We start from the raw sequence: 25270 nt of genomic DNA on the forward strand, positions 1-25270 counted from the left end.
CACAGGAACCCGGGAAAATGGGTGTTTACACCGATTTGCGCGAAAAGCTGATTTCCGATTATGCGACGCTGAGCCCGCAAATGCAGAAGGCGGCGCGCCATATCCTTGATCATCCCAATGATGTGGCCCTGCGTTCGATGCGCGCCCTTGCGCGGGCGGCCAATGTGCCGCCCAGTACGGTTACCCGCCTGATGGCAGCGATTGGTGTCGATACCTGGCAGCAGTTCCGCGACAGTTACCAGAACCGGTTGCTTGACCTGCCGGCAAGTTACGCACACCGGGCGCGCGCGTTGCAAAACAGCGAAGCCGATATCCATCGCGATGCACATCTGCTGGAAAGGATCGCGCAGGCCGAGATTGCCAATATCGGTCAGGCATTCGCACCGGAAATGTGCGAACGCATGAAGGATGCGTGTGAACATATTGCGCGCGCCCGTCAGGTTTTTGTCGTCGGGCGTGGTGCGGCCTATCCGGCGGCGTATCAGTTTGCCTATGCCTATCGGCTGTTTAACGAAAATGGTGTTCTGGTTGACGGGCATGCAGGGGCATTCGGGGATCAGTTGCGCGGGATTGGCCCGCGGGACGTTCTGATTGCCGTCGGGGCACGGCCCTATATTCGCGATACGGTGCGCGCGGTCGCGTTTGCCCGCAAACAGCATTGCCCGGTGATTGCGGTTTGTGATTCGGACGTTGCGCCGATTGCGGTCGATGCGGTTGCAAAGCTGGTCGTATCAGACAGTTCCCCATCCTTTTTCCAAAGCTTTACCACCAGCGTTTCGGTCATGCAGGCGCTTGTCGCCCTTCTGGTTGCGCGCGGCGGTCAAAAGGTACTGCAACGGATTGCCGTTGCGGAAGAACAACTTGCGGCTTTCGATACCTATCATGAAGAAGCCGCCTCCACCCGGAATTCCCGATCATGAACCAGCCCCACAGCAAGCCCGAAACCTTTGTCCTTCATCGCAGCAGTGTCGCGATCCCGCCGCGTGCGGTGCGGGGCGAAGGTGTTTATATCTTTGATCAGAATGGCAAAAGTTATCTGGATGCCAGCGGTGGTGCCGCGGTTTCATGCCTTGGGCATTCCGACCCGGTGGTGCGTGCGGCCATGCATGCCCAGATCGATCAGATTGCCTATGCCCATTCGGGTTTCTTTTCCACTGATGCGATGGAAGAACTGGCCGAAGACCTTGTAATCCATGCCCCCGAAGGCATGGCAAAGGCGTATTTCGTTTCGGGCGGGTCGGAGGCGACCGAGGCGGCGCTTAAAATGGCACGGCAATATTTCCTTGAAATCGGGCAGCCGGACCGGAAATATGTGATTGCGCGCCGCCAGTCTTATCATGGCAATACGCTGGGCGCGCTTTCGGTTGGCGGCAATATGTGGCGTCGCAAACAGTTCGAGCCGCTGCTGATTACGGCAAGTCATATCGCGCCCTGTTATCCGTATCGTGACCAGTTGGCGGGCGAAAGTGACGCGGCATATGGTTTGCGGGTCGCCAACGAACTTGAAACCGCGATCCTTGAACTGGGGGCCGACAGCGTTGCCGCCTTTGTTGCCGAACCGGTTGTCGGCGCAACATCGGGTGCCTTGGCCCCGGTGCCGGGTTATTTCAAACGCATCCGCGAGATTTGCGATCAGTATGGTGTGCTGCTGATCCTTGACGAGGTCATGTGCGGGATGGGCCGCACCGGCACCCTGCATGCGATTGAACAGGAAGGCATTTCGGGTGATTTGCAAACCATCGCCAAGGGGCTGGGTGCCGGATATCAGCCGATTGGTGCGATCCTGGTGTCGAAGAAAATCGATGATGCGATTGCCAATGGATCGGGTTTCTTTCAGCACGGCCATACCTATCAGGGGCATGCAACCGCCTGTGCCGCAGCCCTTGCAACCCAGCGAACCATTCGCGAACGCGACCTTTTGACCAATGTCGTCAGGCAGGGCGAATTGCTGGCCGATGGATTGCGCGAACGGTTCGGGCAACATCCGTTTGTGGGGGATATTCGCGGTCGGGGATTGTTCTGGGGGCTTGAGCTGGTCGCGGATCGCGAAACCAAAGACCCGTTTGATCCGGCGCGCAAGATCAACGCCAAGATCAAGAAGGCAGCCTTTGCGCGCGGGTTGATGGCCTATCCGATGGGCGGCACGATTGATGGCGTGCGGGGTGACCATGTGCTGTTTGCGCCGCCCTTTATCGTGACCGGGGATGATGTCGCAAGGATCGTTGATCTGTTTGAATTGGCGATGAATGACGTGTTTACCGCCGAGGGGCTTTTGTAATGTCTTATGGTGAAACCCCGTTTCTGATCGCATCGGCCCCCAATGGGGCGCGCAAAACCAAGGCCGATCTGCCCAGCATTCCGATTACACCAGCGGAACTGGCGCAAGAAGCCGCCAACTGCAAGGCCGCCGGGGCGGCAATGATGCATCTGCATGTGCGTGATGATGACCAGAAGCACAGCATTGATGTGGGCCGGTATCGTGAAATGCTGACCGAGGTGCGCGCAAGTGTTGGTGATGACATGCTGTTGCAGGTCACGAGCGAGGCGGTCGGCATGTATGGCGCGCAGGATCAGATGGCGATGATCCGCGAACTTGTGCCCGAGGCGGTATCGATTGCAGTGCGCGAAATTGCGCCGGAAAATGCCGATCTTGATGAACTGCGCGATTTCTTTGCCTTCATGCGCGAGGCGGATATCCTGCCGCAATTCATCCTTTATGCGCCAGAAGACGTGATCCGGTTCAACCAGCTTGTGCGTGATGGTGTCATTCCGGGGGAAAAGCTGCCGGTACTTTATGTTCTGGGCCGTTACACCACGGGGCAGGTATCCGATCCCAAAGACCTTTTGCCGTATCTTGGGACGTCGCCATTTGTATCGGAATGGATGGTGTGCGCCTTCGGGGCACATGAAAATGCCTGTGCGTTGACGGCGGCCGGATTGGGTGGTCATGCGCGCATTGGTTTTGAAAATAATCATCTTTTGGTTGACCGTTCGGGTGCGGTCGACAATGCTGCTTTGATCGTTCAGGCGCGCGAAGGCGCGTATCTTATGGGTCGGACTGTTGCGACCGGCGATCAGGCGCGAAAAATCATGCAACCGCAGTGGTAGACTCTGGCGCGCCAATGAAAACAGAATGGTTACCTGACATAAAAGTATCAGGGGGTTTCGGGGTTATAGGGTTTCAATTCTTGGGGCTCGTCATTATAATCCCCTCGCTGAAACATCTGATTTATCTGATGTTTCCATGTTTTTCCGCCACATCCTCGCGGTGTGGTTGAAAACTTTATAACAGGGTGTAATAGGGAGCTAATCCTGATGAAGAAACTTATTGCTGTAGCGGGTGCCATTGCCACCTTGGCAGGTGCGTCGCTGTTCGCCGGACAGGCATCGGCACAGGAAAACCGTTTTATCACCATCGGTACCGGTGGCGTGACGGGCGTTTATTATCCGACCGGTGGTGCAATCTGCCGTCTGGTGAACAAAGACCGTAAAGAGCATGGCATTCGTTGCTCGGTCGAGTCCACTGGTGGTTCGTCCTACAACATCAACACCATTCGTTCGGGCGAACTGGATCTTGGCGTTGCCCAGTCTGACGTTCAGTACTATGCCCTGAATGGTGAAAAAGCATTCAAAGACGTCGGCCCGTTCCCGGAACTTCGTGCCGTCTTCTCGATCCATCCGGAGCCGTTCACCATTGTTGCCCGCGCTGATTCCGGCATCAAAACCTTTGATGACCTTAAAGGCAAACGTGTCAATATCGGTAACCCGGGTTCGGGTAGCCGCGACACCATGGAAATCGTGATGAACGCCAAGGGCTGGACCCTTGACGATTTCGCACTGGCATCCGAACTGAAGCCGGCTGAACAGTCGCAGGCGCTTTGCGATAACAAGATCGATGCGATGCTTTATGTCGTTGGTCATCCGTCCGGTTCGATTCAGGAAGCTGTATCTTCCTGTGATTCTGTTCTGGTCGAAGTTGCCGGTCCGGAAATCGACAAACTGGTTGCCGATAACCCGTATTACCGTGTTGCCACCATTCCGGGCGGCATGTATCGCGGTAACCCGGACGACGTTCAGACCTTCGGTGTCGGCGCGACCTTCGTGTCCTCGACCGCAACCGATGCGGACGTCGTTTACAATGTTGTCAAAGCAGTCTTTGAGAACTTCGACGACTTCAAAAAGCTGCACCCGGCTTTTGCGATCCTCAAAAAAGAAGAAATGGTCAAAGACGGCCTTTCGGCACCGCTGCATGACGGCGCTGTCAAATACTTCAAAGAAGCTGGCCTGATGTAAGTCAGGTTGAAACGGGGGGCACGCCGTGCCTCCCGTTTTGTTTTCTTCCGTCCTGCGGGCATCTTAAAAAATTTGATCAAAATGGCGCACAATGATGTGCCGATATGCTCCGTGGGCGACCGGGTAAGTGTCGACGGAGGTTTTTTGTTTCTGGGCTATCGGTTTGGGCCGCCCGAAACAGAAACCGCGTTCAGACCGGGAGTTTGCAATGACCGACGATAAAAGCGCGACACAGGGTCCATCGGACCAGGATCTTCAGGATCTGATCGCGGAAAATGATACAGGCGCGCGCCAGCCGACCGGCATGACGGCAATAATTTTGCTGTATGTTGCCGTAGCCTGGTCGCTGTTCCAGCTGTGGCTGGCATCGCCACTGCCCTATATTGTCAGTTTTGGGGTTTTCAATTCGACCGAAGCACGGTCGATCCATCTGGCTTTTGCCGTGTTCCTGGCGTTTCTGGCCTATCCGGCTTTCAAGAATTCACCGCGAAGTTATATTCCGGTTTTTGACTGGGTCCTGGCGGCTGCCGGGGCATTCTGTGCTCTTTATATCTTTATTTTCTACCGCGAGCTGTCATCACGCCCGGGCTTGCCGATCACGCAGGATCTTGTGGTGGCCGGTGCCGGTCTGGTGCTGTTGCTTGAAGCAACGCGCCGCGCACTTGGTCCGCCCCTTATGATCGTGGCCATGGTGTTCCTTGCCTATGTATTCTTTGGCAATGCGCCGTGGGTGCCCGATGTCCTGCAATGGGCGGGTGCAAGTTTCTCCAAGGCGATGTCGCATCAGTGGATCACCACCGAAGGCGTGTTCGGGATTGCGCTTGGCGTTTCGACCAGCTTCGTGTTCCTGTTTGTGCTGTTTGGCTCGTTGCTCGATAAAGCCGGGGCAGGCAACTATTTCATCAAGGTGGCATTTGCCGCCCTTGGTCACATGCGTGGCGGTCCGGCAAAGGCTGCCGTTCTGGCATCGGCAATGACCGGGTTGATTTCAGGCTCCTCGATTGCCAACGTGGTAACGACTGGGACCTTTACCATCCCGCTTATGAAGCGTGTCGGTTTCTCGGGCGAGAAGGCCGGTGCGGTCGAAGTCGCATCGTCGGTCAACGGGCAGATCATGCCGCCGGTCATGGGGGCTGCTGCCTTTTTGATGGTGGAATATGTCGGCATTCCTTACCCGGAAGTCATCAAGCATGCCTTCCTGCCGGCGACGATTTCCTATATCGCGCTGATTTATATCGTCCATCTTGAGGCGCTTAAGGCCAATATGAAGGGCCTGCCGAAACGTCAGACATCGACCGTGCAGCAAGTGCTGATGCGTTCGCTTCTGTTCGTGCTGTCGCTGGTTATTCTTGCGGGTGTGATTTACTACGCGATCAATTTCCAGAAACAGATATTCGGTAACGCGGTGGGCTGGATTGTCGCGGTCGAATGTGCCGTGATCTATTTTGCCGGTCTGTATTATGCGGCGAAATATCCTGATCTTGAACTGGATGATCCCAACAAGCCGGTGCTGGAGCTTCCGGCGCTGGGCGAAACCGCCAAGTCCGGCCTGCATTATCTGCTGCCGGTCGTGGTTCTGGTCTGGTTCCTGATGATCGAGTTGAAATCACCCGGATTGTCGGCCTTCTGGGCGACGGTTCTGATGCTGTTCATCATGCTGACCCAGCGTCCGGTCAAGGCGTTCTTCCGCAAGCAGCCGGATTATATGGCAAGCGTAAAGGAAGGCATTGCCGATGTGATTGACGGTTTTGCCACCGGGGCGCGCAACATGATCGGGATCGGGGTGGCGACCGCGGCGGCCGGTATCATTGTGGGTACGGTGTCGCTGACCGGGATCGGTCAGGTGATGGTCGAGTTCGTGGAACTGATTTCGGGCGGCAATCTGATGCTGATCCTGATCTTTACCGCGATCATCAGTCTGATCCTTGGCATGGGGCTTCCGACCACGGCGAACTATATCGTGGTGTCGAGCCTGATGGCACCGGTGATTGTTGAACTGGGGGCTGCGAACGGCCTGATCGTGCCGTTGATTGCGGTGCATCTGTTCGTGTTCTATTTCGGCATCATGGCCGATGTGACACCACCGGTTGGTCTGGCATCCTTTGCCGCCGCCGCGGTTTCAGGGGCCGACCCGATGAAGACCGGCTTCGTCGCATTCTTTTACAGCATGCGTACCGCCGTTCTGCCGTTCCTGTTCCTGTTCAACACGCAGCTTCTGCTGATCGGGCTTGATCATCCGTTTGAAGTGGTGATGGTGATCTTTGTCGCGATTGTTGCGATGCTGGTCTTTGCCGCAGCGACGATGGGGTATTTCTTCACCCGCTCTAAACTGTGGGAAAGTGCGGCACTTCTGCTGATTGCCTTTACCCTGTTCCGTCCGGGTTTCTGGCTTGATCTGCTGGAGCCGCCCTATGAAAACCTGCCCGCAACCGAGATTGTTGAAAAGGCGGCCGATATGCCCGCCAATACCAGCATTCTTCTGGATGTCGAGGGCATCAGTCTTGAAGGCGACGAAGTCAGCAAATCGGTGATGTTGCCATTGGGGCCGGAAGCATCGGGTGAAGATCGTCTTTACAATGCGGGCATTGCGGTTCGCAACGAAGACGGCAAGGTCTTTATCGATGATCTGGTATTTGGCGGTCCGGCCGAGAAAGCGGGACTTGATTTCGACTTTGAAATCACCGCGATCAAGATCGAAGCCGACCGCATGCCCAAAGAGGTGTTCTTTATCCCGGCGTTTATTCTGCTGGGCGGGATCATCGTATTGCAACGCCGTCGCCGTCGTGCCGAAGCGGCCTAAGGAGGGCCAAGTCCATGTATAAGGATATTCTGGTTACAGTGGATCTTGATCACGATCTGTCCTGGAAAAAAGCCATTCCGGTCGCGATCAGGCAAGCCCAGGCATTCAATGCGCGCCTTCATGTCCTGACCGTGGTTCCCACGGTCGGGATGTCGATGGTCGGGCAGTTTTTCCCCAAGGGTTACGAGAAAAAGGTTCTTGATGCCTATAACGAAAGACTGCACCAGTTCGTTTCCGAACATATTCCGTCCGACCTTAAGGTTCAGCATATCGTGGGCCAGGGCACGGTCTATGAAGTGATCCTGAAAATGGCGAAAAAGACCAATTGCGATCTGATCGTCATCGGGGCACACCGCCCGGAATTGAAGGATTACCTTCTGGGGCCGAATGCCGCGCGGGTTGTTCGCCATGCCGATTGTTCGGTGATGGTGGTTCGCGACTGATTGCTATCGTTCCGGACAGACACGAAAAAAGGGGCAGCGCCAAAAGCACTGCCCCTTTTGCATGGTCAGGACGACGGATCGCCCCGGTTATTTGGCAGCACAGGGATTTGCCGCACACGGATTGGCAGCGCAGGGGTTAGCCGCCGCGCAAGGATTTGCAGCACAAGGGTTGGCCGCGCACGGGCTGCAGGGATTGACGACCTTTTTGGCCGCGCACGGGTTTGCGGCACAGGGGGTTGCGGCACAGGGGTTGGCCGCGCAAGGATTGGCTGTGCACGTCGCGACTTCGGCGGTCGGTGTCGGAAGCGGGGCCGCCATTGCCATCGGGGCTGCCATGACAAGGCCGGCACCAACGGCAATCGCGGGCATCAGGGCCGACTGGGAGAAGAAGCTGGATTTTTTGGACATTGATTGCCTCACTGATTAAGCGTTCATTTCGATCTGACTTAGGGACTTTTGAATGTTTTTCGTCCGATGCAGGCCAATATGCGCCAAATCAGGTCGCCCGGAACGTCACATGGTTTCACTGTTATGTGAGAGAGCCGTGTGAGAGAAGCGGTCAAAATATGCCCTTGGTTGAATGAGTCGCGAACAATTCATGTTTGATTTTTTATGCTTTGGTATCAAAACGATTGAAAAATCGATAGATTTTACGCATTTAAGAAATCAGGGATACGGGGAGCGGAGCATGGCTTACGGTTGAATAAACCGTGAGAACAGCCATCACGGAGACCGGAACAGACAATGAAAAAACAGCAGAGTCACATGATCGGCGGGCTTTTTGCGGCCGTTTTGGCCACGATGTCGTTGCCTGGTTCTGTGCGGGCGCAGTCCGCGGATGTACCATATGCCGATGTGGCGGAAATTCCGGCCGGTTGGTTCTTTCAGGGGTCGGATGCGATTGAACGGCAATATGCCTATCAGATTGATGAGCAGGTCTATGGCCATGACATCAGCCGCCGGAATCGCTGGTACGATGTTGAAGTCGATAAATGGCACATTTATCTGCCCGACTATTTCATCATGAAAACGCCGGTCACCAATGATCAGTATGCCGCCTTTGTCCGGGATACCGGTCGTGAAGCGCCCGATATCAGCGAGGAAGACTGGGAAAGTCTTGGTCTGATTTACGGATATGACGCGACCCGTCCCTTTGCATGGCAGAATGGCGAACCGCCGCGTGGCAAGGGCAATCATCCGGTTGTTCTGGTGTCGTGGCGTGATGCCCAGGATTATGCCACCTGGCTAAGTTCGAAAACCGGCATCAAGTGGCGAATCCCCGAAGAAATCTATTGGGAGAAGGCGGTTCGTGGTGCGGACGGCATTTTCTATCCCTGGGGCAATATTTATGACCCGCTGCAATTGAACAGTGCCGATCGCGGCCCGTTTGATACAGTCCCGGTGGGACAGTTCGAACCCGGACCTTATGGGCTGTATGACGGGGCGGGGCAGGTGTTTGAATGGACGGCCACCAGTTTGCAAGCCGGATACCGTATTGTTAAGGGCGGATCTTGGGATGATCGGGGATGCGGTGTTTGCCGCCCCGCCGCCCGCCATGGCAGGCCGGAACATATGCAGCATATCCTTATCGGATTTCGGTTGATGCATGAATAGTGGCCTGTTTTCGAAGCAGGCTTGCACATTGTGACAGAATCACTAATTCTTGAACGGGATTAATTGGCCGTCATGGTCATGGACGGGTTATTTCTGCCGCTGCGGATAGGATTCTCATCGCAAGGTTACTGGTGTTGGAATGACCGAAATTGCAATTGACTGGACATCACTTCCGACCGGACGGCTTGAACGGATGCTGACTGCGGGACGCGATGTTATGGAATGCCACCGGGTCTTGACGGTGACCGGCGATAATATTGTCGGTGAACTGATCAAGACGGCGGGGCCTTTTTATGAATGGACGCACTATCCCGAAGGGGATGTGTATGACCGCAATTCGCACGCCCAGTTTTATTATCATGCCCATCCCAAAGACGAACAGCGCAGTTGGAACGAGCATGGACACTTCCATACCTTCCTGCGACCGCGCGGCATGCCGTCCGGGTCAAAGCCGTTACCGATTGAGGGATTTGACTATCCCGAAGGGCCAAATGACGCGTTGTCGCATCTGGTTGCGGTATCGATGGATGAATACGGTTTTGCCCAGCGTCTGTTCACCACCAACCGCTGGGTGACCGGCGAAGTCTGGTATGACGGCGAAACCGTGATCAATATGCTCGAAAACTTCATCATTGATCATGCGCAACCATCCTGGCCGGTAAATCGCTGGATATCGGGGATGATCTTTTTGTATCGGCCGCAAATCGAACAGCTGATCCGCCTGCGTGATATGGCGATCAACGAATGGCGTGAAAAACATCCTGATCGCGATGTTTACGAAGATCGCGACTTGGAAGTTACATCGACCATCGACATCCGGGTCGAGGAGCAAATCCGCGCGATCACCGAGGAACTTGGTCGGCGACGCGCCGCAGCGTGATATCTTCGCACACATGAAAACGGCCAATGCAGATGCACTGGCCGTTTTTTATTCCGGTACCGGATATCGAAAGGCTTAGTGCGCTTTCAGATATTCGATGACATCGGCAATTTCGTCTTCTTTTTTCAGCTTGAAGGTCATCTTCGAGCGTTCTTTCGAACCCGAGATTTCGCTAAGCTTGGCTGACGGATCCTTAAGATAGTCAACCAGGAAGGCTTCATCGATGGTGAAACCTTTTTCACAAGCAGCCTGATAGCCTTTGCCGTATTTAAAGTCGGCGACATGGCCACATTGCGCACCAAAGGCCCCCGCCAGCGATGGTCCGACCTTGTTCTGGCCAGGTTCCACACTGTGGCAGGCAGCGCATTTCTTGAAAACTTTTTCGCCTTTTTCGGCATCACCAGCCATTGCCGGTGCCATGCCGAGTACGGCCAGTGTGGCGGCGATGGTAAGTGTTTTGGTCAAATTCATATTGCGGCCTCTCATGGTCTGCGGTGGTAGGGTCCCCACTACATTGTGTCGTTGGTTGGTTCACAAGTGAACCGAAAAACATCAACGGAAGCAAAAATTCGCTTTTCGTTAAAAAAGATCGGCTTACTGTTGAGTTTCCCGAATTCGACACGACATTTAGCACAAGCAGGAACTGAATAATTTGCGTTTAGTCAATCGGCCCTACGGTGTATAAAGAATTACAAATGGTTGGCAGCCGATTGCTTAGCGTGCCGGGAGAACTCCATTGCCGCGTATAACCAAAGAAGATCTTAACAACCTGATTCAGGATCCTTCCGGGAAGAATCGTGCGGAAACGGCCGAGAAAATCAGCCGTGAATTTTCTGCTGAAAGCCTGAGTGACAGCGAACGCGTACTGGCCGAGGATATTTTCCGGCTGATGGTGCGTGACGCGGAAGTGCGTGTGCGCAAGGCGCTGGCCAAGAACCTTAAGCAGACCCCGCTTGTGCCCCACGATGTTGCAGCGACCCTTGCACGCGACGTTGATGATGTGGCCCTGCCGATCCTGAAATTTTCCGAAGTTCTCAATGATGAGGATCTGGTCGACATTATCGGCGACAATGCCGACAGTGTTGAAAAACAGCGTGCCATCGCATCGCGTCCGCATGTGTCGGAAATCGTTTCGGCAACCCTGGTCGATATCGGCCATGAAGACGTGATGGTCGATCTGATTTCGAATGACGGCGCACAGATCAGTGAACATTCCCTGCAAAAGGTTGTGGATGAATTCGGCGAGAACGAGCGCATCCAGAAGCCGATGATCGAACGCAATCATCTGCCGATCACGATTGCCGAACGGCTTGTGACGCTGGTGTCTGACCGGATGCGATCCGAACTGATTGCGCGCGGCCACATCCCCGAGGGGATCGTGAATGCGGTCATGACCCAGTCGCAGGAAAGTGCGACCATCGGCCTTCTGGGGGATGGCGCGGAAGAACGCGATGTCGAGCTTCTGGTCGAACATCTTCACACCAACAACCGTCTGACCAGCGGTCTGATCCTGCGCGCGCTTTGCATGGGCGATGTTGCCTTTTTCGAAGCTGCCCTTGCGCGCCGTGCCGGGGTATCGCTGATCAATACCCGCATTCTGATCCATGATAGCGGCCCGTTCGGGCTTGAAGCGATTTACAACAAGGCCGACATGCCGGCTCATTTCTTCCCGGGGGTTCGTGCCGCGGTTGAAGTCGCGCGCGAAACCGACCTTGATGGCGGGGAACGTGATCGGGAACGCTATTCGCGCCGGATGATCGAACGGGTTCTGACCCAGTATGGTGATCTTGGTGTCGAGTTTGACTCAGACGATGTCGATTACCTGATGGGCCGCATGCTGCAATTGCCAAGCGAGCGGAACCTTCAGCCGTAACCCTAACCAGCAAGCAGCTTCGTGATCTTGCAGCCGCCCGTTTCGGGCGGTTTTGCTTTGTCTGGTGTGCCTGATTGCGGGCAACAAAAAAGGCACCGTTTGCACGGTGCCTTTGATGTGACAGACATAAGCCTATTCAAGAATGGTATTTGGCATCCACAGCGCCAGTTCCGGGAAATACATCACCAGCAACAGCCCGATCACCTGCAGGATGACAAAGGGAATGATGCCTTTGTAAATCTGCTGGATGGTGATCGATTTCGGGGCGACGCCCTTAAGATAGAACAGGGCAAACCCGAACGGAGGTGTCAGGAAGCTGGTTTGCAAATTGACCGCAACCATGACGGCAAACCAGGTCAGTACCTGCGTCTCGGTCGGGCCAATCCCGGCAACGGCAAGGTGATCGCCGAAATCAAGTTGTGCAATGACGGGTGCAAAGATCGGCAACACGATCAGGGTGATTTCGACCCAGTCGAAGAAGAAGCCAAGTATGAACACGATCAGCATCAGCAGGAACAGAACGCCCCACGCCCCAAGGCCGGCGCTATCGACCAGATCGATAACCAGATCATCCCCGCCCAGTGAACGGAACACATAGGAAAAGACGGTTGCACCGGCAAACAGGAAGAACAGCATCGCCCCGGTCAAAGCCGACCGTTCGCAGACGTCCTTAAGCACATCCCATTTCAGGCGACCCTTGACCAGTGCCAGGAAGGTCGCGCCTACCGCACCAACGCCTGCGGCCTCGGTCGGGGTGGCAAAACCGGCAAAGATCGATCCCAGCACCAGCACAATCAGGAAGACCGGCGGGATGAAGCTGCGCACCATCATGCGCACCATATCCATGCCATGGAGCGCTTCGGCGTCGGGCAGGGGCGGGGCAAGATGGGGCTGCATCTGGCACCGCACAAAGATATAGATCGTATAAAGCGATGCCAGCAACAGACCCGGAATGATCGCCGCCAGGAACAGGTTCCCGACCGAAACCGACAGAAGGTCGGACATCAGGACCAGCATGATGCTTGGCGGGATCAGAATGCCGAGCGTTCCCGATGCGGCAATCGTCCCGGTCGCAAGCGACGGATCATAATTGCGGCGCAGCATGACCGGCAGGGCAAGCAGGGTCATCATCACAACCGATGCACCGATGATGCCGGTGGTGGCGGCCATGATCGTACCCATCAGGGTAACCGAAAGTGCCAGACCCCCGGGAACCTTGCGCATCAGAACGTTCAGGCATTCAAGCAGGTCTTCGGCAACGCCGCTTTTTTCCAGCATCGTGCCCATATAGATGAACATCGGAACGGCAACCATCACCATGTTTTCGGCGATGCCACCCCAGATGCGCGATACGATGTTGAAGAATTCAACGAATGAGAAGACGTCATAGGCCATGCCAAGGAAGCCAAAGGCGATCCCGATGCCCGAAATGACGAATGCGACCGGTAGCCCCGAGAAGACCAGAATGCCCAGCGAGGCAAACATGATCAGCGGAAACCAGTCTTCGATATAGAAGTTTTCCATTTGGAATTATCCCCGTTCCGCAATCAGTCTTTGAGCCTGGCGGCTTCGTTGCCAAGGTCTGCGTGATGTGTTGCGCCGACATAGTGACCCGCACGGCTGCGCAGGTTGCTGGGGCCGAACACAAAGACATAGCATTTCAGGAAGACCGAAAAACCGGCCATGGCGAGAAGGCCGAAGCCGATGGGGATGGTTGATTTGATGAGCCAGCGATGGGTCAGCCCCGTGGTCGAGGCAGAGACTTCGTGGTTTTCGAAGGATCGAAGGACAAAATCATAACCAAAATAAATCACCAGTGCGCAGAACGGCAGAATGCAGATAATCGCGCCGATCATCTCGACGATGGCGCGTGTGCGCGGGCGTAAATTGTCACGGATCAGTTCGATGCGGACATGAGAGTCACGAATATAGCCAAAACCGAAACACAGCATGAACAGGCCGGTATGGAGATGCCATTCCAGTTCCTGCAGCTTGATGGAACCCTGACCGCCGAATTTACGCTGGATCACGTCAAACATGATCGTCAGCATCAGCGGAATGGCAAGCAGGGCGGCCCATTTCCCGATGCGGGAAACGATGGCATCAATGCCGTCACTCAGTTTTAGTAGCGCTTCCATTAAAAAGCCTCCCGGGTCTTTTCTTAATCGCGGTCAAGGCCGGGGCCATTGGCGCCCGGCCTTGCCGAGACTTTTTTGTGGTCCGACACAAGGTCGCATCAGGACCGGGAAAGATTAATCGAGATATCCGATGTCTTTCCAGATTTTGTAGTTGGCACGGAAGCCCTGCAGGCTGTCATAGGCTTCTTTGAAGTCCGCATCCTGTGCAGCAAGTTCGCCTGCGACTTCTTCCCATGCACCGCGCATGGCATCAAGCATTTCAGGCGACCATTTCTTGATGTTCACGCCTTTTTCCTGAAGTTCTTTCAGGGCTGCGAACTGGATCGCTTCACCTTCGGCGAAACCATAAGCCAGGTTGTCGTTACAGACGGCTTCGATCTGTGCCTGCTGGGTCTTATCAAGACCTTCCCACTTCTCCTTGTTGATCATGAGATCGAAGAAGGTGGATTGCTGATGCCAGCCCGGGAAATAGTAGTATTTGGCGACCTGATGGAAGCCCAGTTTAAGGTCGATTGCCGGCATGGAGAATTCGGTCGCGTCAATCGTGCCGAGTTCAAGTGCCGGATAGATGTCGCCAGCCGACAGAAGCTGGGTCGAGACACCAAGCTTTTCCATCACTTTGGCGCCAAGACCAAAGAAGCGCATTTTCAGGCCTTTAAGGTCTTCAACCGTGTTGATTTCCTTGGAGAACCAGCCCGATGCTTCCGGTGCGATCAGGCCGCAGAACAGCGACTTGATGCCATGTTCGGCGTAAAGCCGGTCAAAGATTTCCTGACCGCCGCCAAATTTGACCCATGCCAGATATTCACCAGCCTGCGGACCAAACGGAACGGCACCGAAAAGCTGAAGTGCCGGAACCTTGCCCGCCCAGTAACCCGGGGTGGAGAAGGCGGCATCGATGGAACCGGTTGAAACCGCATCAAACACTTCAAGTGCCGGAACAAGTGCGCCCGGCTCATAGAATTTAATCTGAATGTTGCCGCCGGAAACTTCGTCGATCTTTTCGTCAACGCGTTTGCCAAGCGTACCAAGCTGGGTCAGGCTGCCCGGATAGGTCGAGCCCATTTTCCAGCGAACACGATCAGCAGCATCCGCATCAGGCGCAACCGTCGTCAAAGTAGCCGCTGCAAGTACGGCCACACAGGTTGCAGATTTCAAAAAACTAGAAAATTTCATTCGTAGCTTCCTCCCTAAGAAGTCCGAAATTGGTATTACCACGTCGGGGCGATAACCGCCTTTTGCTTTTATTATTGCTGGCGAAAACGTCCCGTTCCTCTTGTTGCAGGGCGAAGCTTAAGCGTATTTCGCAAGTATGAGCAAGTTTGTTTCGCCCGCTACGCAAGAAAATATCTTCGCGAACGCACAAAAATGACTTGATTTCGCTCAAAAAACCGGGATTTCCGCATGGAAATGCGTATTTATACGGGGTTCAGCATATTGCATATCTCTCATTTAAAGTTGTTATGGCAGAAAGGCCCGGTAACCCGCGCTATGGTTGCGAATCGATTGGCAAAGCAACTGCTTTCGGATTGTTGACGGGCTGTGGTGCCGTCATGTGCAAGACTGGCAAGGTGAGGGGAATCGATGCCAAAGCATGATGAGAAAGTTTGCACTTGCGAACGGTAATGCGAATTTGTTGCGGCGCGGCGCAGTGCGGCCAAGATGGTTTGATTTGATGAAGAACCGGTTTGCGAAGGGCTTTCTGGTCAGCCGTGCGGAAAGAGGACCTTGTGATGCAGGCACCCGATATAACGCATGGTTAAGGCGGGGCATGTCAGGCGGGGTATGTCAGGCGGGGAAAGCATCCGGAAATGAAAACGGGAAGCCTTTGAAAAAGGCTTCCCGACTGATGGTCGGAGCGAGAGGATTCGAACCTCCGACCCCTGCCTCCCGAAGACAGTGCTCTACCAGGCTGAGCTACGCTCCGTCAGTGGGCGGTTGTTTAGCCCGTCTTCAGGGCTGGATCAAGCATAAACCGGTCGGTGGGCCTGAAAAACTTTGCCGTTTTACGACAGATGATTTCACGGTTGCGCGGTGTGGGCATCAATCGCTTTGCGGGTGAATTCGGCGGGGTTTGTGCCAATACGCAAAAGGCCCCGAAACGTCAAACCGTTTCAGGGCCTTTGAATGATGGTCGGAGCGAGAGGATTCGAACCTCCGACCCCTGCCTCCCGAAGACAGTGCTCTACCAGGCTGAGCTACGCTCCGTCATTCTGCGAAGCCGGGTGATAATCCCAAATACCGACCGACGCAAGGATTTTTTGCGCCAATCCGCCGGGACCCCGGCATGCGATACCGGCATGCGATATCAGTATGGGCGCGAAATGCAGAACTCGACCGCTTCGATCATCGCATCCTTGATCGGGCCATCGTCAAAGCGCGTCAGGGTATCAATGGCAAGCTGGCCAAATTCACGCGCACGATCCATCGATGCGCTAAGCGCGTCATATTTGCGGATCAGTTCCTGCGCGCGATCAAGATCGCCATCCTGGAATTCCTGATCTTCCATGCAACGGCGCCAGAAGGCCTTTTCCGCGTCGTCACCCTTGGCATAGGAAATGATCACCGGCAGGGTCACCTTGCCGTCACGGAAATCATCGCCGACAGTTTTGCCAAGCGTCGCCTGATGGGCGGAATAATCCAGAACATCGTCGATCAGCTGGAAAGCCGTGCCAAGATAGATGCCATAAAGACGCAGGGCTTCTTCGTCCTCCGCTGAACGATTGGCAATCACCGCCCCGATTTGCGACGCAGCCCCAAACAGGGCGGCGGTTTTGGCGGTGATGACTTCAAGATAGGCTTCTTCGGTGGTCGCCATGTCATTGGCGGTCGAAAGTTGCAAAACTTCGCCTTCGGCAATGACGGCGGACGCCTTGGCAAGGATATCAAGAACCTTGAGCGAGCCGTTTTTGACCATCACGACAAAGGCGCGTGCAAACAGGAAGTCACCGACCAGAACGCTGGCTTCGTTGCCAAACAGGGCATTGGCCGATGCCTGACCACGGCGCAGCAGGCTTTCGTCAACGACATCGTCATGCAGAAGCGTTGCGGTGTGGATAAACTCGACACAGGCCGCAAGATCAACCGCCGATGTGCCGCCTTGATAGCCGCAAAGCTGGGCTGATGCCAGTGTCAGCATCGGGCGCATGCGCTTGCCACCAGCAGCGACAAGGTGGCTTGCCAGCTGCGGGATCAGCGCGACTTCGCTGTGCATGTTGTCAATGATGACCTGATTGACGCGCTTCATGTCGGCATCGACAAGGCGGATCAGGGAGTCCAGGCTGGGTTCGGTCGTCTGCTGCGTTGCGATATTGGTCACGCTGTAATCCGAAACAATTTCTCGCGTATTGACCCCGCCCACCGGGACGGGTAACGCTGATTTCAGTGGGCGACCTCAACATAGAGATGCCGGGTGGTGACGGTCAAGTGGACAAATGGTTGCCAGGCAGGCAACAATAACCGCTTTGCCGTCATTTTTACCCGAATATGTTCTGCCACACACATATATATGGATAACATAAACATACAATAACAACCGGGGCGCATAAATCGCATGATCGAGCTATTTCGCAGCAACGACCCGATCGAGCTCAGCTGGGCGCAATCGGTTCTCGCCGACGAAGACATCGCCAGCCATATTTTTGATTACCACGCCAGCATTCTCGAAGGATCCATCGGCGCATTGCCAAGGCGTTTGATGGTGGCCCCCGAGGAAGAAAGCCGGGCCAAATACATCCTTGATGTTGCCAGACGCGAACTTGATGCGCATAACGCACAGCATGATCCCGATACCGAGGAAGTTCAGGACTGAAAATCAGTCCGACAAAGGCATTTATGACCCGAACCGATAGCGCATTTCATGTTCCCGATTTTGCGGAAGAACGCATCAGCCACGATTTTCTGCTGGGCGGTTCGGTGACATTAAAACAGCCGGTCGATGGGTATCGCGCGGCGGTCGATGCTGTTTTGCTGGCGGCGTCCGTGTCGATCAATTCCAGACGGGATCAGAAAATACTCGATGTCGGGGCGGCTGTCGGATCGGCCGGGCTGTGCGTCGCACGCCGCCTGCCCGATGCCGAAGTGACCGGGGTGGAGTTGCAGGACGATCTCTATGCGCTGTTTTGCCGCAACATTGTCGAAAATGATCTGGTGGGTCGGGTAACGCCGGTTCATGGCGATATCAATGACCGGTCCTTGCCGCTGGTGGCCGAAAGTTTTGATCAGGTGATTTCAAACCCGCCCTTCTATGCCGGGGGAACGCGCCCGGCCAATGAAAGCCGGGCCAAGGCGCATCAGGAAGGCACGGCTGATCTCAAGGACTGGATCCATTTCTGCCTTAAGATGGTCCGCCAGAAGGGCCGGATCACCATCGTACACCGGGCGGATCATCTCGACCGGATCATCGGGCTTTTGCATGGTCGGGCAGGCGACATGACCATTTACCCGATCTGGAGCAAGGCCAGTGCCGATGCGCCGTTACGCGTGATTGTTTCGGCGCGCAAGGGCGTTTCATCGCCGGTTACCCTGCGACGTGGAATTGTTTTGCATGATGAAGCCGGGGTTTATTTGCCCGAATGCGAGGCGATTTTGCGGGTGCCATCTGCATTGCCCGGTTTCTAAATCGGGCTTGGTTTAATATAAGGGCACTATAAAGTGCGTCGCGGGTCCGTTGTGGCGCAGAAACCTTGATGCTTTGGGAAATGCCATGCTGAGTTTGTCGAAAATCCTTTTTACCGCACTGATCGTTGTGGTGGTATGGCAGGGCTTCAAGCTGTTTACCCGCAAGAGTCAGGTTTCCGGGCAGGAGCAGCCCAAGCAGACCGGGCATGACAAGAAAGCCAAACAGCAGAAACAGGAAGCTGTGGCGCATGATCTTGAAAAATGCCCGAAATGCGGTGTCTATCACGCGGAGGGCGCAGCGCACCGCTGCGACGTCTAGGAGCTATAGGACTTAGTGTCTACTCCGTTAGCGCAATATTAGGTGTTGGCCTGTTATTCCAGCGTGATATTGTCCAAAGCAGGCTGGATCCATAGGGTCAATAGTCGCAACGACGCTCTTTAAATGAACGCGATATCATATGCCGGGTAGCCCAAAGAAAAAGCCAACTGTCGTTGATTTGTTTGCTGGAGCAGGGGGATTCTCGCTCGCAGCTATCCTAGAAGGCTTTGAACTTAAATTCGCGATAGAAAACAACGCGCACGCGGTATCTACATTCCAGTCAAATATACTTAAGCGCCAAGGAGCAAAAGGCGCCAAGATTTTTGACGAAAGTATCCTGACATACAACCCCTCCAAATTGCGCATGGAAAGATTGGGCTCAGAAACATGCGATTTGCTTCTTGGGGGACCGCCGTGCCAAGGTTTTTCTACTCATAGGATACTCGATGCTGGTGTGAATGACCCTCGTAACGAACTGATACATGCCTATTTCAAGTTTGTAGAGGCGTTGCAACCCCGCGTATTTCTTATGGAGAATGTCCCAGGAATACTGTGGAAGCGTCATGAAACCTATCTAAAGAAATTCTATGAAGAAGGTGCCCGGATCAAATACGCGCTTTTTGACCCTGTGGTACTGGATGCGAGAGATTTTGGAGTGCCACAGCGTCGCAAACGGGTTTTTGTTTTGGGTATTCGGCAAGATGTTGATGCGAGTAGCTTGGTATGGCCACCAAAACCGACGCATTGTGATCCACGAAAGCCTGTTAAAGGCTTGGAATATTGGAAGTCATGTGAGACTGTGTTTAACGCAACCTATGCGGGTGATTTGAATGATGTCCATATGATTTCGGGCCCAGAGTTGGTGAAGTATTTTAAAAGGACCCCACCTAACGGCGGTAGCCGTAAGGACTCTGGGCGCGTATTGCCGTGCCACAAAGAGCATGACGGGCATAAAGACGTATATGGCCGGATTAATTCATTTGAACCTGCACCAACCATGACCACAGCATGTATCAATCCCTCAAAGGGGCGCTTTGTGCACCCAACCGAACATCATGGTATCACCGTTCGGCAAGCGGCCCGTATTCAAACGTTTCCAGATGATTTCGTTTTTAAAGGTGGTCTTACCGCTGCGGGGGCTCAAGTTGGTAATGCCGTCCCGATTGAGTTGGGTAGAGCGCTTATTTGCCATTTGAAGAAATCATTGATTGATGTGTCCGAACCGCCGCTGTCTTCGCGAGAGCGTCCGCGTAAAGAAATAGCCGAGCTCGAACTGGTATGATTGAAACACTGGCATTTCGGACGCAAGCAAGAACTGTCGATCATCTCGGACGAGAGCAGATAGCCGATTGCCCTACGGCGATTTCTGAATTGTGGAAGAATGCCTATGACGCTTACGCGCGAGCAGTGTCTCTGCATATCTTTGACGACCCGGAGCCGATCGCGGCGATATTCGACGATGGCCATGGCATGAGCTACGACGAATTTGTCAATCGCTGGCTGGTTGTTGGTACGGAATCGAAATACGAAGCGAAAGACAATATCGACGACAGAGACGGTTTGCCCAAGCGGTCGAAGCAGGGGCAAAAGGGGATTGGGCGGTTGTCCTCAGCAAACCTTGGGCCATTGCTTCTAATTGTATCTAAACGAGTTGACCACGACTTCATTGCGGCTTTGATCGATTGGCGTATTTTCGAGAATCCCTTTCTGGTGTTGTCGGATATCGAACTGCCAGTAATGACATTTACGCAGCAGCAGGAGTTGTTTGATCTTCTTCCCGAGATGTTTGATCGTCTAACGGATAACATTTGGGGCAACGAAAATGATCCGAAACGCTCAGAGCGATTGAAAATCGCTTGGGAAGCATATGACAGAATTGTTCTCGATGCAGATGCCGATGCCACAAAGCCATCTGAACTTATCGCAGGGACGATCATAAACGCGCGCTTTGATAATCGTCATTTCGAGCCATGGCCGGTTTGGATCGGCAAACGTGCACATGGCACTGCATTGGTTGTTTCTGACATCAATTACGATTTGCGTGCTCAATTGCCAAGTATTGAACCAGATGGAGATGTGCAGAGAATTAAGGACAGCTTCTTCGCAACTCTTTCAGCGTTTACCGACCCATATGTCGATAACGCGTCGAACGAGGTCAATGCTTTTGATCCCGATTTCACCTATGAAGTTCGAACATGGGTTAATGGGGTTAGTCGGCCTGTCATTGAAGACGAAAGCGAAGAGTTCAATAGATCTGTAACTGAAGAGATGGAGCATGTCCTGAGCGGCAACATCGATGCCGATGGCGTATTTAGAGGGCAGGTGAAGGCATTCGGTGAGTGGCGACATATCGGGACTGACTATGTAATTTATCCACCGAAAGACTACAAACCGCCGAAGGGCCCAACAACTTTTGTGGGGCCGGTAGGATTGCATCTTGCGACCTATGAAAGGGAACGCGTCAATTCGACACATACTGACGACCAGCATGCACGAAATAATGAATTGGCCCTGAGATATTCCGGCTTTCTTGTTTTCCGAAATGGTTTACGCGTTTTGCCATATGGCAGGATTGATAACGATTTCTTCGAGGTTGAATCTCGGCGTAGTATTTCCGCAGGGCGAGAGTTCTGGAACGCGCGAAGGATGTTTGGTCGTGTTGCTATTTCACGTGAAGCGAACCCGAATTTGCGCGACAAAGCCGGTAGAGAAGGGTTTATCGACAATCGTAGTGCAAAAGCGCTGCGTACGTTGGTCATAAACATTCTTCGGCGAGTTGCGTATGAGTATTTTGGTTCAAAATCAGATTTACGAAACGATATTTTGCCGGGAATTCAAGAAAAAAATAGAGCTGAAAAAGCCGAGATAGAACGCAAGGAGCTTGCGAAAAAAAACAGGAAGAAATTTAGTGAACGGCTTAAGAGAAATTTGCCTCTTCTTGCCGAATTTCAGAATAGTATCTCTGTTGAAGCATCGGAACTTCAAATTGAGCATGAGGGTGATCTTCAGAGTGTTCTTGAAACCGTCAATGAAGCCAATAAAAAGCTTAGCGATCTCCGATTGACGGCAGCGCCAGCCAATCTTGGTTCTAGTGAAGATGATTATCGAACCTTCAGGTCGCTATACTCAGAAGTGCAAGAACTGATCAGGCGTTTAAATGAGGCGTACTCAGAAGCTCTTGAACGGATTAAGCCAGCCAAACCAGAAGAAATCGCTGAACGGCAAATGCAAAGTCTTGCCAGTCGTTTGCAGGCAAAGCTGCGTGTCTGGCGCAAGTCAATTGCTGAAATCCAGCAGTCTGAGCAAAGCCGTGTCGACAGCTTGTTTAATGAGCGGAATAAAACATTCCATGGTCTAGCAGGCCCATTGGTCGAGCAAGTAAGGCTGGGCCGCCTGGATTTAAATGATGCTTTGGAAAAAATGTCGGAAATCCATTCCGTGTTGGATGCGGAAAATGAAGACACTTTCCAATCTTATCTGGATGCGCTCGAACTGATGAGCGAAAATGTCAACATCGAGCTTATCGCAAGTCAGGGAATTGCCGACAACATTGCTTTGCGCGATGATTTGAATGATCTCAATCAAATAGCGCAACTTGGAATCACTGTGGAGATTCTGGGGCATGAACTGAACACCAACGCACGCCTGATCAGAGAAGGATTGCGGCAGGTTAAAGCACAAGCAGAAAATCCAGGAACTGAACTGATTGAGACCGGTTTTGAGGCACTTAGCCAGCAGTTGGAATTTCTTTCTCCTTTGAAAGTATCGGGTACGCGCACACGGCGCAAAATAACCGGCTCCGAGATTGGTGAATATCTGCGGCGCTTTTTTGATACAGCCTTTCGGTCACGCGGTATTAGTTTTGATGTGACGGCAGATTTTGAACGGTTCGAGATTGTTGAGCAACCTTCGCGTTTACTCCCCGTTTTTGTGAATTTGGTCAATAACAGCGTCTATTGGCTTGTCAATTCACGAACAGAAAATCCCAAGATTTTGATTTCCTGCCAAGATCAAAAAGTAACGGTTTCCGATAATGGTCCCGGCATTGATCCTCTTGATCAGGAAAGCCTGTTCAAGATGTTCTTTACCCGTAAAGTTAGCGGTGGGCGAGGTATTGGATTGTATTTGTGTCGCGTCAACCTACTAGCTGGCGGCCACTCTATCCATTACGTCAAAAATAGAAATGAACAGCATCTCAACGGTGCCAACTTCGCAATTGATTTCAACAGGGGAAATCATGGCTGATATCAAAGCAACTTATGCAGATCTTGTTGAGGAAGCTTTCATACAGCCACTTCGATCTGTGCTGATTGTTGATGATCAGTATCCGAGTTGGGAAGAGATTCTCAACGAAGCGCTACCCGCAGACAAGCAAGCTGACGATCTGGCGGCGCGTTCCAGTGCGAAGGAATGGCGGAGCAATCCCTCAGGGCCCCTTGACGTTATCAAGCAGTTTCGCAATCGTAAACCCGGCTTCGTTATCGATATTCATGATGCCACACCGGAAAAAACTCATGAGGCCGATGAGGACGAGTTGGCAGACTATCTGCATCAGTCTGATTTGTTGGTGTTGGATTACAATCTGGAAGGGGCCGAATCTGGCTTAGGCGGGTTAAAGGCAAGAGAAATTCTAAAGTCGGTTCTTACCAACAAGCATTTCAATTTGATTGTAGTTCATACCAGCGAACATGATCTCAACGAGGTCTTCTCTGACTGTTTACTGTCTTTGATGCATAGTTGTGAGTCCAGATTTGATGAATACTTGGTTAAAGATATTCAGGCGCTCGAAGCGGAATTAGACGAGCTTGAGGATGAGGGATCGTTTGATCGGAAAGTACTTTTCGAGAAAATGACGATGGATGATTATCTTACCTTAAGGATCCCTAACGTTAGTTTAGGTGATGCCATCCGATCATTTATGAGGGCTGAGGGTGATTTGGCCAATGTTAGTGATTGGGCAAAAAAATCTGGTTTTGATGGCAAAAAGCTGAAAGATTTCTTTTATTGGGCAATCCGAGAATTTGAGAAACGACATAAAAAACTCTTCTCTGAAGGCGAGTTTGAAGGGGTTTCATGGAGTAGAGACCCAGAACGTTTGTGGTTCAGAACAGTTCGCGGTTTCGTTGCATTTGTTTCCAAAGGACCTGCTGATCTTCTTGCGGAGTTACAAAAAGCACTGGAGGCATGGCAGCCGACGCCGTCTCGTCTTCTTTCTGCCAAGTACCGGCATGAGCTAAGTAGTATCGGGGTAGAAGCGGAAGACCGGACTCTCCTTAAGAGGCATGTATTTGCACATTTCTATAAGGACTTTTGCTCTAAAGGTAACCCAAACCTAAGTGATTCAGAGGCAGAGCGTCTCAGAACGGCAAAACTTAAAAGCCATGTGTACAGCAAGTCAGAAGCTATTTCGTTTCACATTGAGGATGAAGTTGCAAGATTTGGTGAGCGAATAAGACTTGCCGATGGTGGCGATTATGGAGATTTCGCTCGGTTCTATAATCTTGACCTTTCAGACGACAAATCAGCGGAGTCAAAGAAAGCTCGTGCTCACTACAATAGTTATGTGTCTACATTGCCGTTGAAGAAGGGCGACGACCAGTTAGACAGCGGCCATATATTCAAATGGGGTGGCGATTGGTGGGTTTGCGCAACTCCAGCTTGTGATTTGCAGCCCGGTCAAAATACTACAGCGTTTGTAGGAGCGAGTTCGGAACAGCGGCCATTTACTGCACTAAAGCTTGTTGAAGTGCAGAACATGGATGATGTAGATGATCAGCATGTGAACAGTGGGCTCTTCTGTTTTGTCGAACCCATTGACCGACTTGGAACTGTAATTTGCCTTGGTTTTCAGAAAATAGAGAAATCTGAGATTGTCCCAAATGGGAAGGCGACTTGGCGAACATTTGTAGCGGAAGATAACGGTTTAATATCCCAAAACAAGATGTCGATGGTCGTTCCAAAATTCGTCGAGCAGAAGCTAAAGTTGGAATCCGCTGAAGCAGAGGTTGTTGCGAAGCTTCGATATGAATATGCTCTCAACTATATCCAAAAAATTGGGATTAGTGTAACGCGCATCGGGTTAGGTTATTCCTGATATTCGAAGATGCCGACTAGCTTTTCAGTACGGATCAGCGCAAGCATCCCCATCACTATCAAAAAAAGATCACTGGGCGGTTGTAGCACAGGTGATGGAAAGAGCCCGTGTAGTGCCATGTATCACGCCGAAGGCAGCGCGCATGTTTGCGAAGTCTGAGTTGCGCGGACGGCATATTTTCCCTTGCTGATTTCTT

21 protein-coding genes and 2 tRNA genes are annotated in these 25270 nt (G+C 52.9%); 16 read left to right on the plus strand and 7 right to left on the minus strand.

What is annotated here, in order from left to right; translation table 11 throughout:
* Positions 1 to 17 precede the first annotated feature (17 nt).
* From SMB34_RS18325 to SMB34_RS18365, 9 genes are all read left to right on the plus strand, one after another.
* Positions 18 to 920 (plus strand): MurR/RpiR family transcriptional regulator, encoded by a 903-nt coding sequence (locus SMB34_RS18325; RefSeq protein ID WP_037992227.1) that lies wholly within the window; start codon positions 18 to 20, stop codon positions 918 to 920.
* Positions 917 to 2278 carry an aspartate aminotransferase family protein gene (locus SMB34_RS18330; RefSeq protein WP_037992228.1) on the plus strand — a complete coding sequence of 454 codons (1362 nt, stop codon included), beginning with the start codon at positions 917 to 919 and terminating at the stop codon, positions 2276 to 2278. The genes SMB34_RS18325 and SMB34_RS18330 overlap by 4 nt, the downstream gene beginning before the upstream one ends.
* Entirely contained in the window at positions 2278 to 3108 is an 831-nt protein-coding gene (locus tag SMB34_RS18335; protein WP_037992229.1) for a beta-keto acid cleavage family enzyme, read from the plus strand. Before SMB34_RS18330 ends, SMB34_RS18335 begins: the two co-directional genes overlap by 1 nt.
* A 207-nt stretch (positions 3109 to 3315) precedes the next feature.
* The gene (locus SMB34_RS18340; protein WP_037992231.1) at positions 3316 to 4293 is read left to right on the plus strand and encodes a TAXI family TRAP transporter solute-binding subunit; all 978 of its coding nucleotides are present in this window, start codon (positions 3316 to 3318) and stop codon (positions 4291 to 4293) included.
* A gap of 208 nt (positions 4294 to 4501) precedes the next feature.
* Positions 4502 to 7093 carry a TRAP transporter permease gene (locus tag SMB34_RS18345; RefSeq protein ID WP_037992283.1) on the plus strand — a complete coding sequence of 864 codons (2592 nt, stop codon included), beginning with the start codon at positions 4502 to 4504 and terminating at the stop codon, positions 7091 to 7093.
* Between the two features lie 14 nt (positions 7094 to 7107).
* Positions 7108 to 7536, plus strand: coding sequence for a universal stress protein (locus tag SMB34_RS18350; RefSeq protein WP_037992232.1), 429 nt, complete (start codon positions 7108 to 7110; stop codon positions 7534 to 7536).
* A gap of 91 nt (positions 7537 to 7627) precedes the next feature.
* The gene (locus SMB34_RS21090; RefSeq protein ID WP_156962713.1) at positions 7628 to 7963 is read left to right on the plus strand and encodes a hypothetical protein; all 336 of its coding nucleotides are present in this window, start codon (positions 7628 to 7630) and stop codon (positions 7961 to 7963) included.
* A 317-nt stretch (positions 7964 to 8280) separates the two neighbouring features.
* Positions 8281 to 9150 (plus strand): formylglycine-generating enzyme family protein, encoded by an 870-nt coding sequence (locus SMB34_RS18360; RefSeq protein ID WP_037992234.1) that lies wholly within the window; start codon positions 8281 to 8283, stop codon positions 9148 to 9150.
* A 139-nt stretch (positions 9151 to 9289) separates the two neighbouring features.
* Positions 9290 to 10030, plus strand: coding sequence for a DUF6969 family protein (locus SMB34_RS18365; protein ID WP_037992235.1), 741 nt, complete (start codon positions 9290 to 9292; stop codon positions 10028 to 10030).
* 75 nt (positions 10031 to 10105) lie between these two features.
* Here the strand turns inward: SMB34_RS18365 and SMB34_RS18370 are convergent, their stop codons facing one another.
* Positions 10106 to 10501: a c-type cytochrome gene (locus tag SMB34_RS18370; RefSeq protein ID WP_037992286.1), complete on the minus strand. Its 396-nt coding sequence runs from the start codon at positions 10499 to 10501 to the stop codon at positions 10106 to 10108.
* Positions 10502 to 10766: 265 nt separating this feature from the next.
* On the opposite strand from SMB34_RS18370, the gene spbR reads away from it, so the two are divergent.
* Positions 10767 to 11903 (plus strand): SpbR family protein, encoded by a 1137-nt coding sequence (spbR, locus tag SMB34_RS18375; RefSeq protein ID WP_037992236.1) that lies wholly within the window; start codon positions 10767 to 10769, stop codon positions 11901 to 11903.
* A 132-nt stretch (positions 11904 to 12035) separates the two neighbouring features.
* Here spbR and SMB34_RS18380 read toward each other — a convergent pair whose 3' ends face one another.
* The 6 genes from SMB34_RS18380 to SMB34_RS18405 all read right to left on the minus strand — a co-directional run bounded on the left by SMB34_RS18380 (position 12036) and on the right by SMB34_RS18405 (position 17360).
* Positions 12036 to 13427 (minus strand): TRAP transporter large permease, encoded by a 1392-nt coding sequence (locus SMB34_RS18380; protein WP_037992238.1) that lies wholly within the window; start codon positions 13425 to 13427, stop codon positions 12036 to 12038.
* 23 nt (positions 13428 to 13450) lie between these two features.
* The gene (locus tag SMB34_RS18385) at positions 13451 to 14041 is read right to left on the minus strand and encodes a TRAP transporter small permease subunit (RefSeq protein ID WP_007089655.1); all 591 of its coding nucleotides are present in this window, start codon (positions 14039 to 14041) and stop codon (positions 13451 to 13453) included.
* Between the two features lie 114 nt (positions 14042 to 14155).
* Complete coding sequence (locus SMB34_RS18390; protein ID WP_007089654.1) at positions 14156 to 15217, minus strand: TRAP transporter substrate-binding protein; 1062 nt, start codon at positions 15215 to 15217, stop codon at positions 14156 to 14158.
* A gap of 674 nt (positions 15218 to 15891) precedes the next feature.
* Positions 15892 to 15968 (minus strand) — tRNA-Pro (locus SMB34_RS18395).
* A 204-nt stretch (positions 15969 to 16172) separates the two neighbouring features.
* A tRNA-Pro gene (locus tag SMB34_RS18400) sits at positions 16173 to 16249 on the minus strand.
* 100 nt (positions 16250 to 16349) lie between these two features.
* Positions 16350 to 17360: a polyprenyl synthetase family protein gene (locus tag SMB34_RS18405; RefSeq protein ID WP_037992287.1), complete on the minus strand. Its 1011-nt coding sequence runs from the start codon at positions 17358 to 17360 to the stop codon at positions 16350 to 16352.
* Between the two features lie 234 nt (positions 17361 to 17594).
* Here SMB34_RS18405 and SMB34_RS18410 point away from each other — a divergent pair, with 234 nt between their 5' ends.
* From SMB34_RS18410 to SMB34_RS18435, 6 genes are all read left to right on the plus strand, one after another.
* Entirely contained in the window at positions 17595 to 17852 is a 258-nt protein-coding gene (locus SMB34_RS18410) for a putative signal transducing protein (RefSeq protein ID WP_037992240.1), read from the plus strand.
* Positions 17853 to 17875: 23 nt separating this feature from the next.
* Positions 17876 to 18661, plus strand: a complete 786-nt coding sequence (locus SMB34_RS18415) for a tRNA1(Val) (adenine(37)-N6)-methyltransferase (RefSeq protein ID WP_037992241.1) — start codon at positions 17876 to 17878, stop codon at positions 18659 to 18661.
* An 85-nt stretch (positions 18662 to 18746) separates the two neighbouring features.
* On the plus strand, positions 18747 to 18980 hold the full coding sequence (locus SMB34_RS18420; RefSeq protein WP_037992242.1) for a hypothetical protein: 234 nt from the start codon (positions 18747 to 18749) through the stop codon (positions 18978 to 18980).
* Positions 18981 to 19119: 139 nt separating this feature from the next.
* Positions 19120 to 20262, plus strand: a complete 1143-nt coding sequence (locus tag SMB34_RS18425) for a DNA cytosine methyltransferase (RefSeq protein WP_037992243.1) — start codon at positions 19120 to 19122, stop codon at positions 20260 to 20262.
* Positions 20259 to 23225, plus strand: a complete 2967-nt coding sequence (locus tag SMB34_RS18430; RefSeq protein WP_037992245.1) for an ATP-binding protein — start codon at positions 20259 to 20261, stop codon at positions 23223 to 23225. Before SMB34_RS18425 ends, SMB34_RS18430 begins: the two co-directional genes overlap by 4 nt.
* On the plus strand, positions 23218 to 25074 hold the full coding sequence (locus tag SMB34_RS18435) for a response regulator receiver domain (protein WP_037992246.1): 1857 nt from the start codon (positions 23218 to 23220) through the stop codon (positions 25072 to 25074). Before SMB34_RS18430 ends, SMB34_RS18435 begins: the two co-directional genes overlap by 8 nt.
* Positions 25075 to 25270: the final 196 nt, after the last annotated feature.

Source organism: Thalassospira permensis NBRC 106175, assembly GCF_000714555.1.
Taxonomy (GTDB): domain Bacteria; phylum Pseudomonadota; class Alphaproteobacteria; order Rhodospirillales; family Thalassospiraceae; genus Thalassospira; species Thalassospira xiamenensis.

What these genes read in the sequence shown, in the direction of transcription:
- SMB34_RS18325 (WP_037992227.1), top strand. Translation starts at nt 18, where the DNA reads ATGGGTGTTTACACCGATTTGCGCGAAAAGCTGATTTCCGATTATGCG.
- SMB34_RS18330 (WP_037992228.1), top strand. Translation starts at nt 917, where the DNA reads ATGAACCAGCCCCACAGCAAGCCCGAAACCTTTGTCCTTCATCGCAGC.
- SMB34_RS18335 (WP_037992229.1), top strand. Translation starts at nt 2,278, where the DNA reads ATGTCTTATGGTGAAACCCCGTTTCTGATCGCATCGGCCCCCAATGGG.
- SMB34_RS18340 (WP_037992231.1), top strand. Translation starts at nt 3,316, where the DNA reads ATGAAGAAACTTATTGCTGTAGCGGGTGCCATTGCCACCTTGGCAGGT.
- SMB34_RS18345 (WP_037992283.1), top strand. Translation starts at nt 4,502, where the DNA reads ATGACCGACGATAAAAGCGCGACACAGGGTCCATCGGACCAGGATCTT.
- SMB34_RS18350 (WP_037992232.1), top strand. Translation starts at nt 7,108, where the DNA reads ATGTATAAGGATATTCTGGTTACAGTGGATCTTGATCACGATCTGTCC.
- SMB34_RS18360 (WP_037992234.1), top strand. Translation starts at nt 8,281, where the DNA reads ATGAAAAAACAGCAGAGTCACATGATCGGCGGGCTTTTTGCGGCCGTT.
- SMB34_RS18365 (WP_037992235.1), top strand. Translation starts at nt 9,290, where the DNA reads ATGACCGAAATTGCAATTGACTGGACATCACTTCCGACCGGACGGCTT.
- SMB34_RS18370 (WP_037992286.1), bottom strand. Translation starts at nt 10,501, where the DNA reads ATGAATTTGACCAAAACACTTACCATCGCCGCCACACTGGCCGTACTC.
- SMB34_RS18380 (WP_037992238.1), bottom strand. Translation starts at nt 13,427, where the DNA reads ATGGAAAACTTCTATATCGAAGACTGGTTTCCGCTGATCATGTTTGCC.
- SMB34_RS18385 (WP_007089655.1), bottom strand. Translation starts at nt 14,041, where the DNA reads ATGGAAGCGCTACTAAAACTGAGTGACGGCATTGATGCCATCGTTTCC.
- SMB34_RS18390 (WP_007089654.1), bottom strand. Translation starts at nt 15,217, where the DNA reads ATGAAATTTTCTAGTTTTTTGAAATCTGCAACCTGTGTGGCCGTACTT.
- SMB34_RS18410 (WP_037992240.1), top strand. Translation starts at nt 17,595, where the DNA reads ATGATCGAGCTATTTCGCAGCAACGACCCGATCGAGCTCAGCTGGGCG.
- SMB34_RS18415 (WP_037992241.1), top strand. Translation starts at nt 17,876, where the DNA reads ATGACCCGAACCGATAGCGCATTTCATGTTCCCGATTTTGCGGAAGAA.
- SMB34_RS18420 (WP_037992242.1), top strand. Translation starts at nt 18,747, where the DNA reads ATGCTGAGTTTGTCGAAAATCCTTTTTACCGCACTGATCGTTGTGGTG.
- SMB34_RS18425 (WP_037992243.1), top strand. Translation starts at nt 19,120, where the DNA reads ATGCCGGGTAGCCCAAAGAAAAAGCCAACTGTCGTTGATTTGTTTGCT.
- SMB34_RS18430 (WP_037992245.1), top strand. Translation starts at nt 20,259, where the DNA reads ATGATTGAAACACTGGCATTTCGGACGCAAGCAAGAACTGTCGATCAT.
- SMB34_RS18435 (WP_037992246.1), top strand. Translation starts at nt 23,218, where the DNA reads ATGGCTGATATCAAAGCAACTTATGCAGATCTTGTTGAGGAAGCTTTC.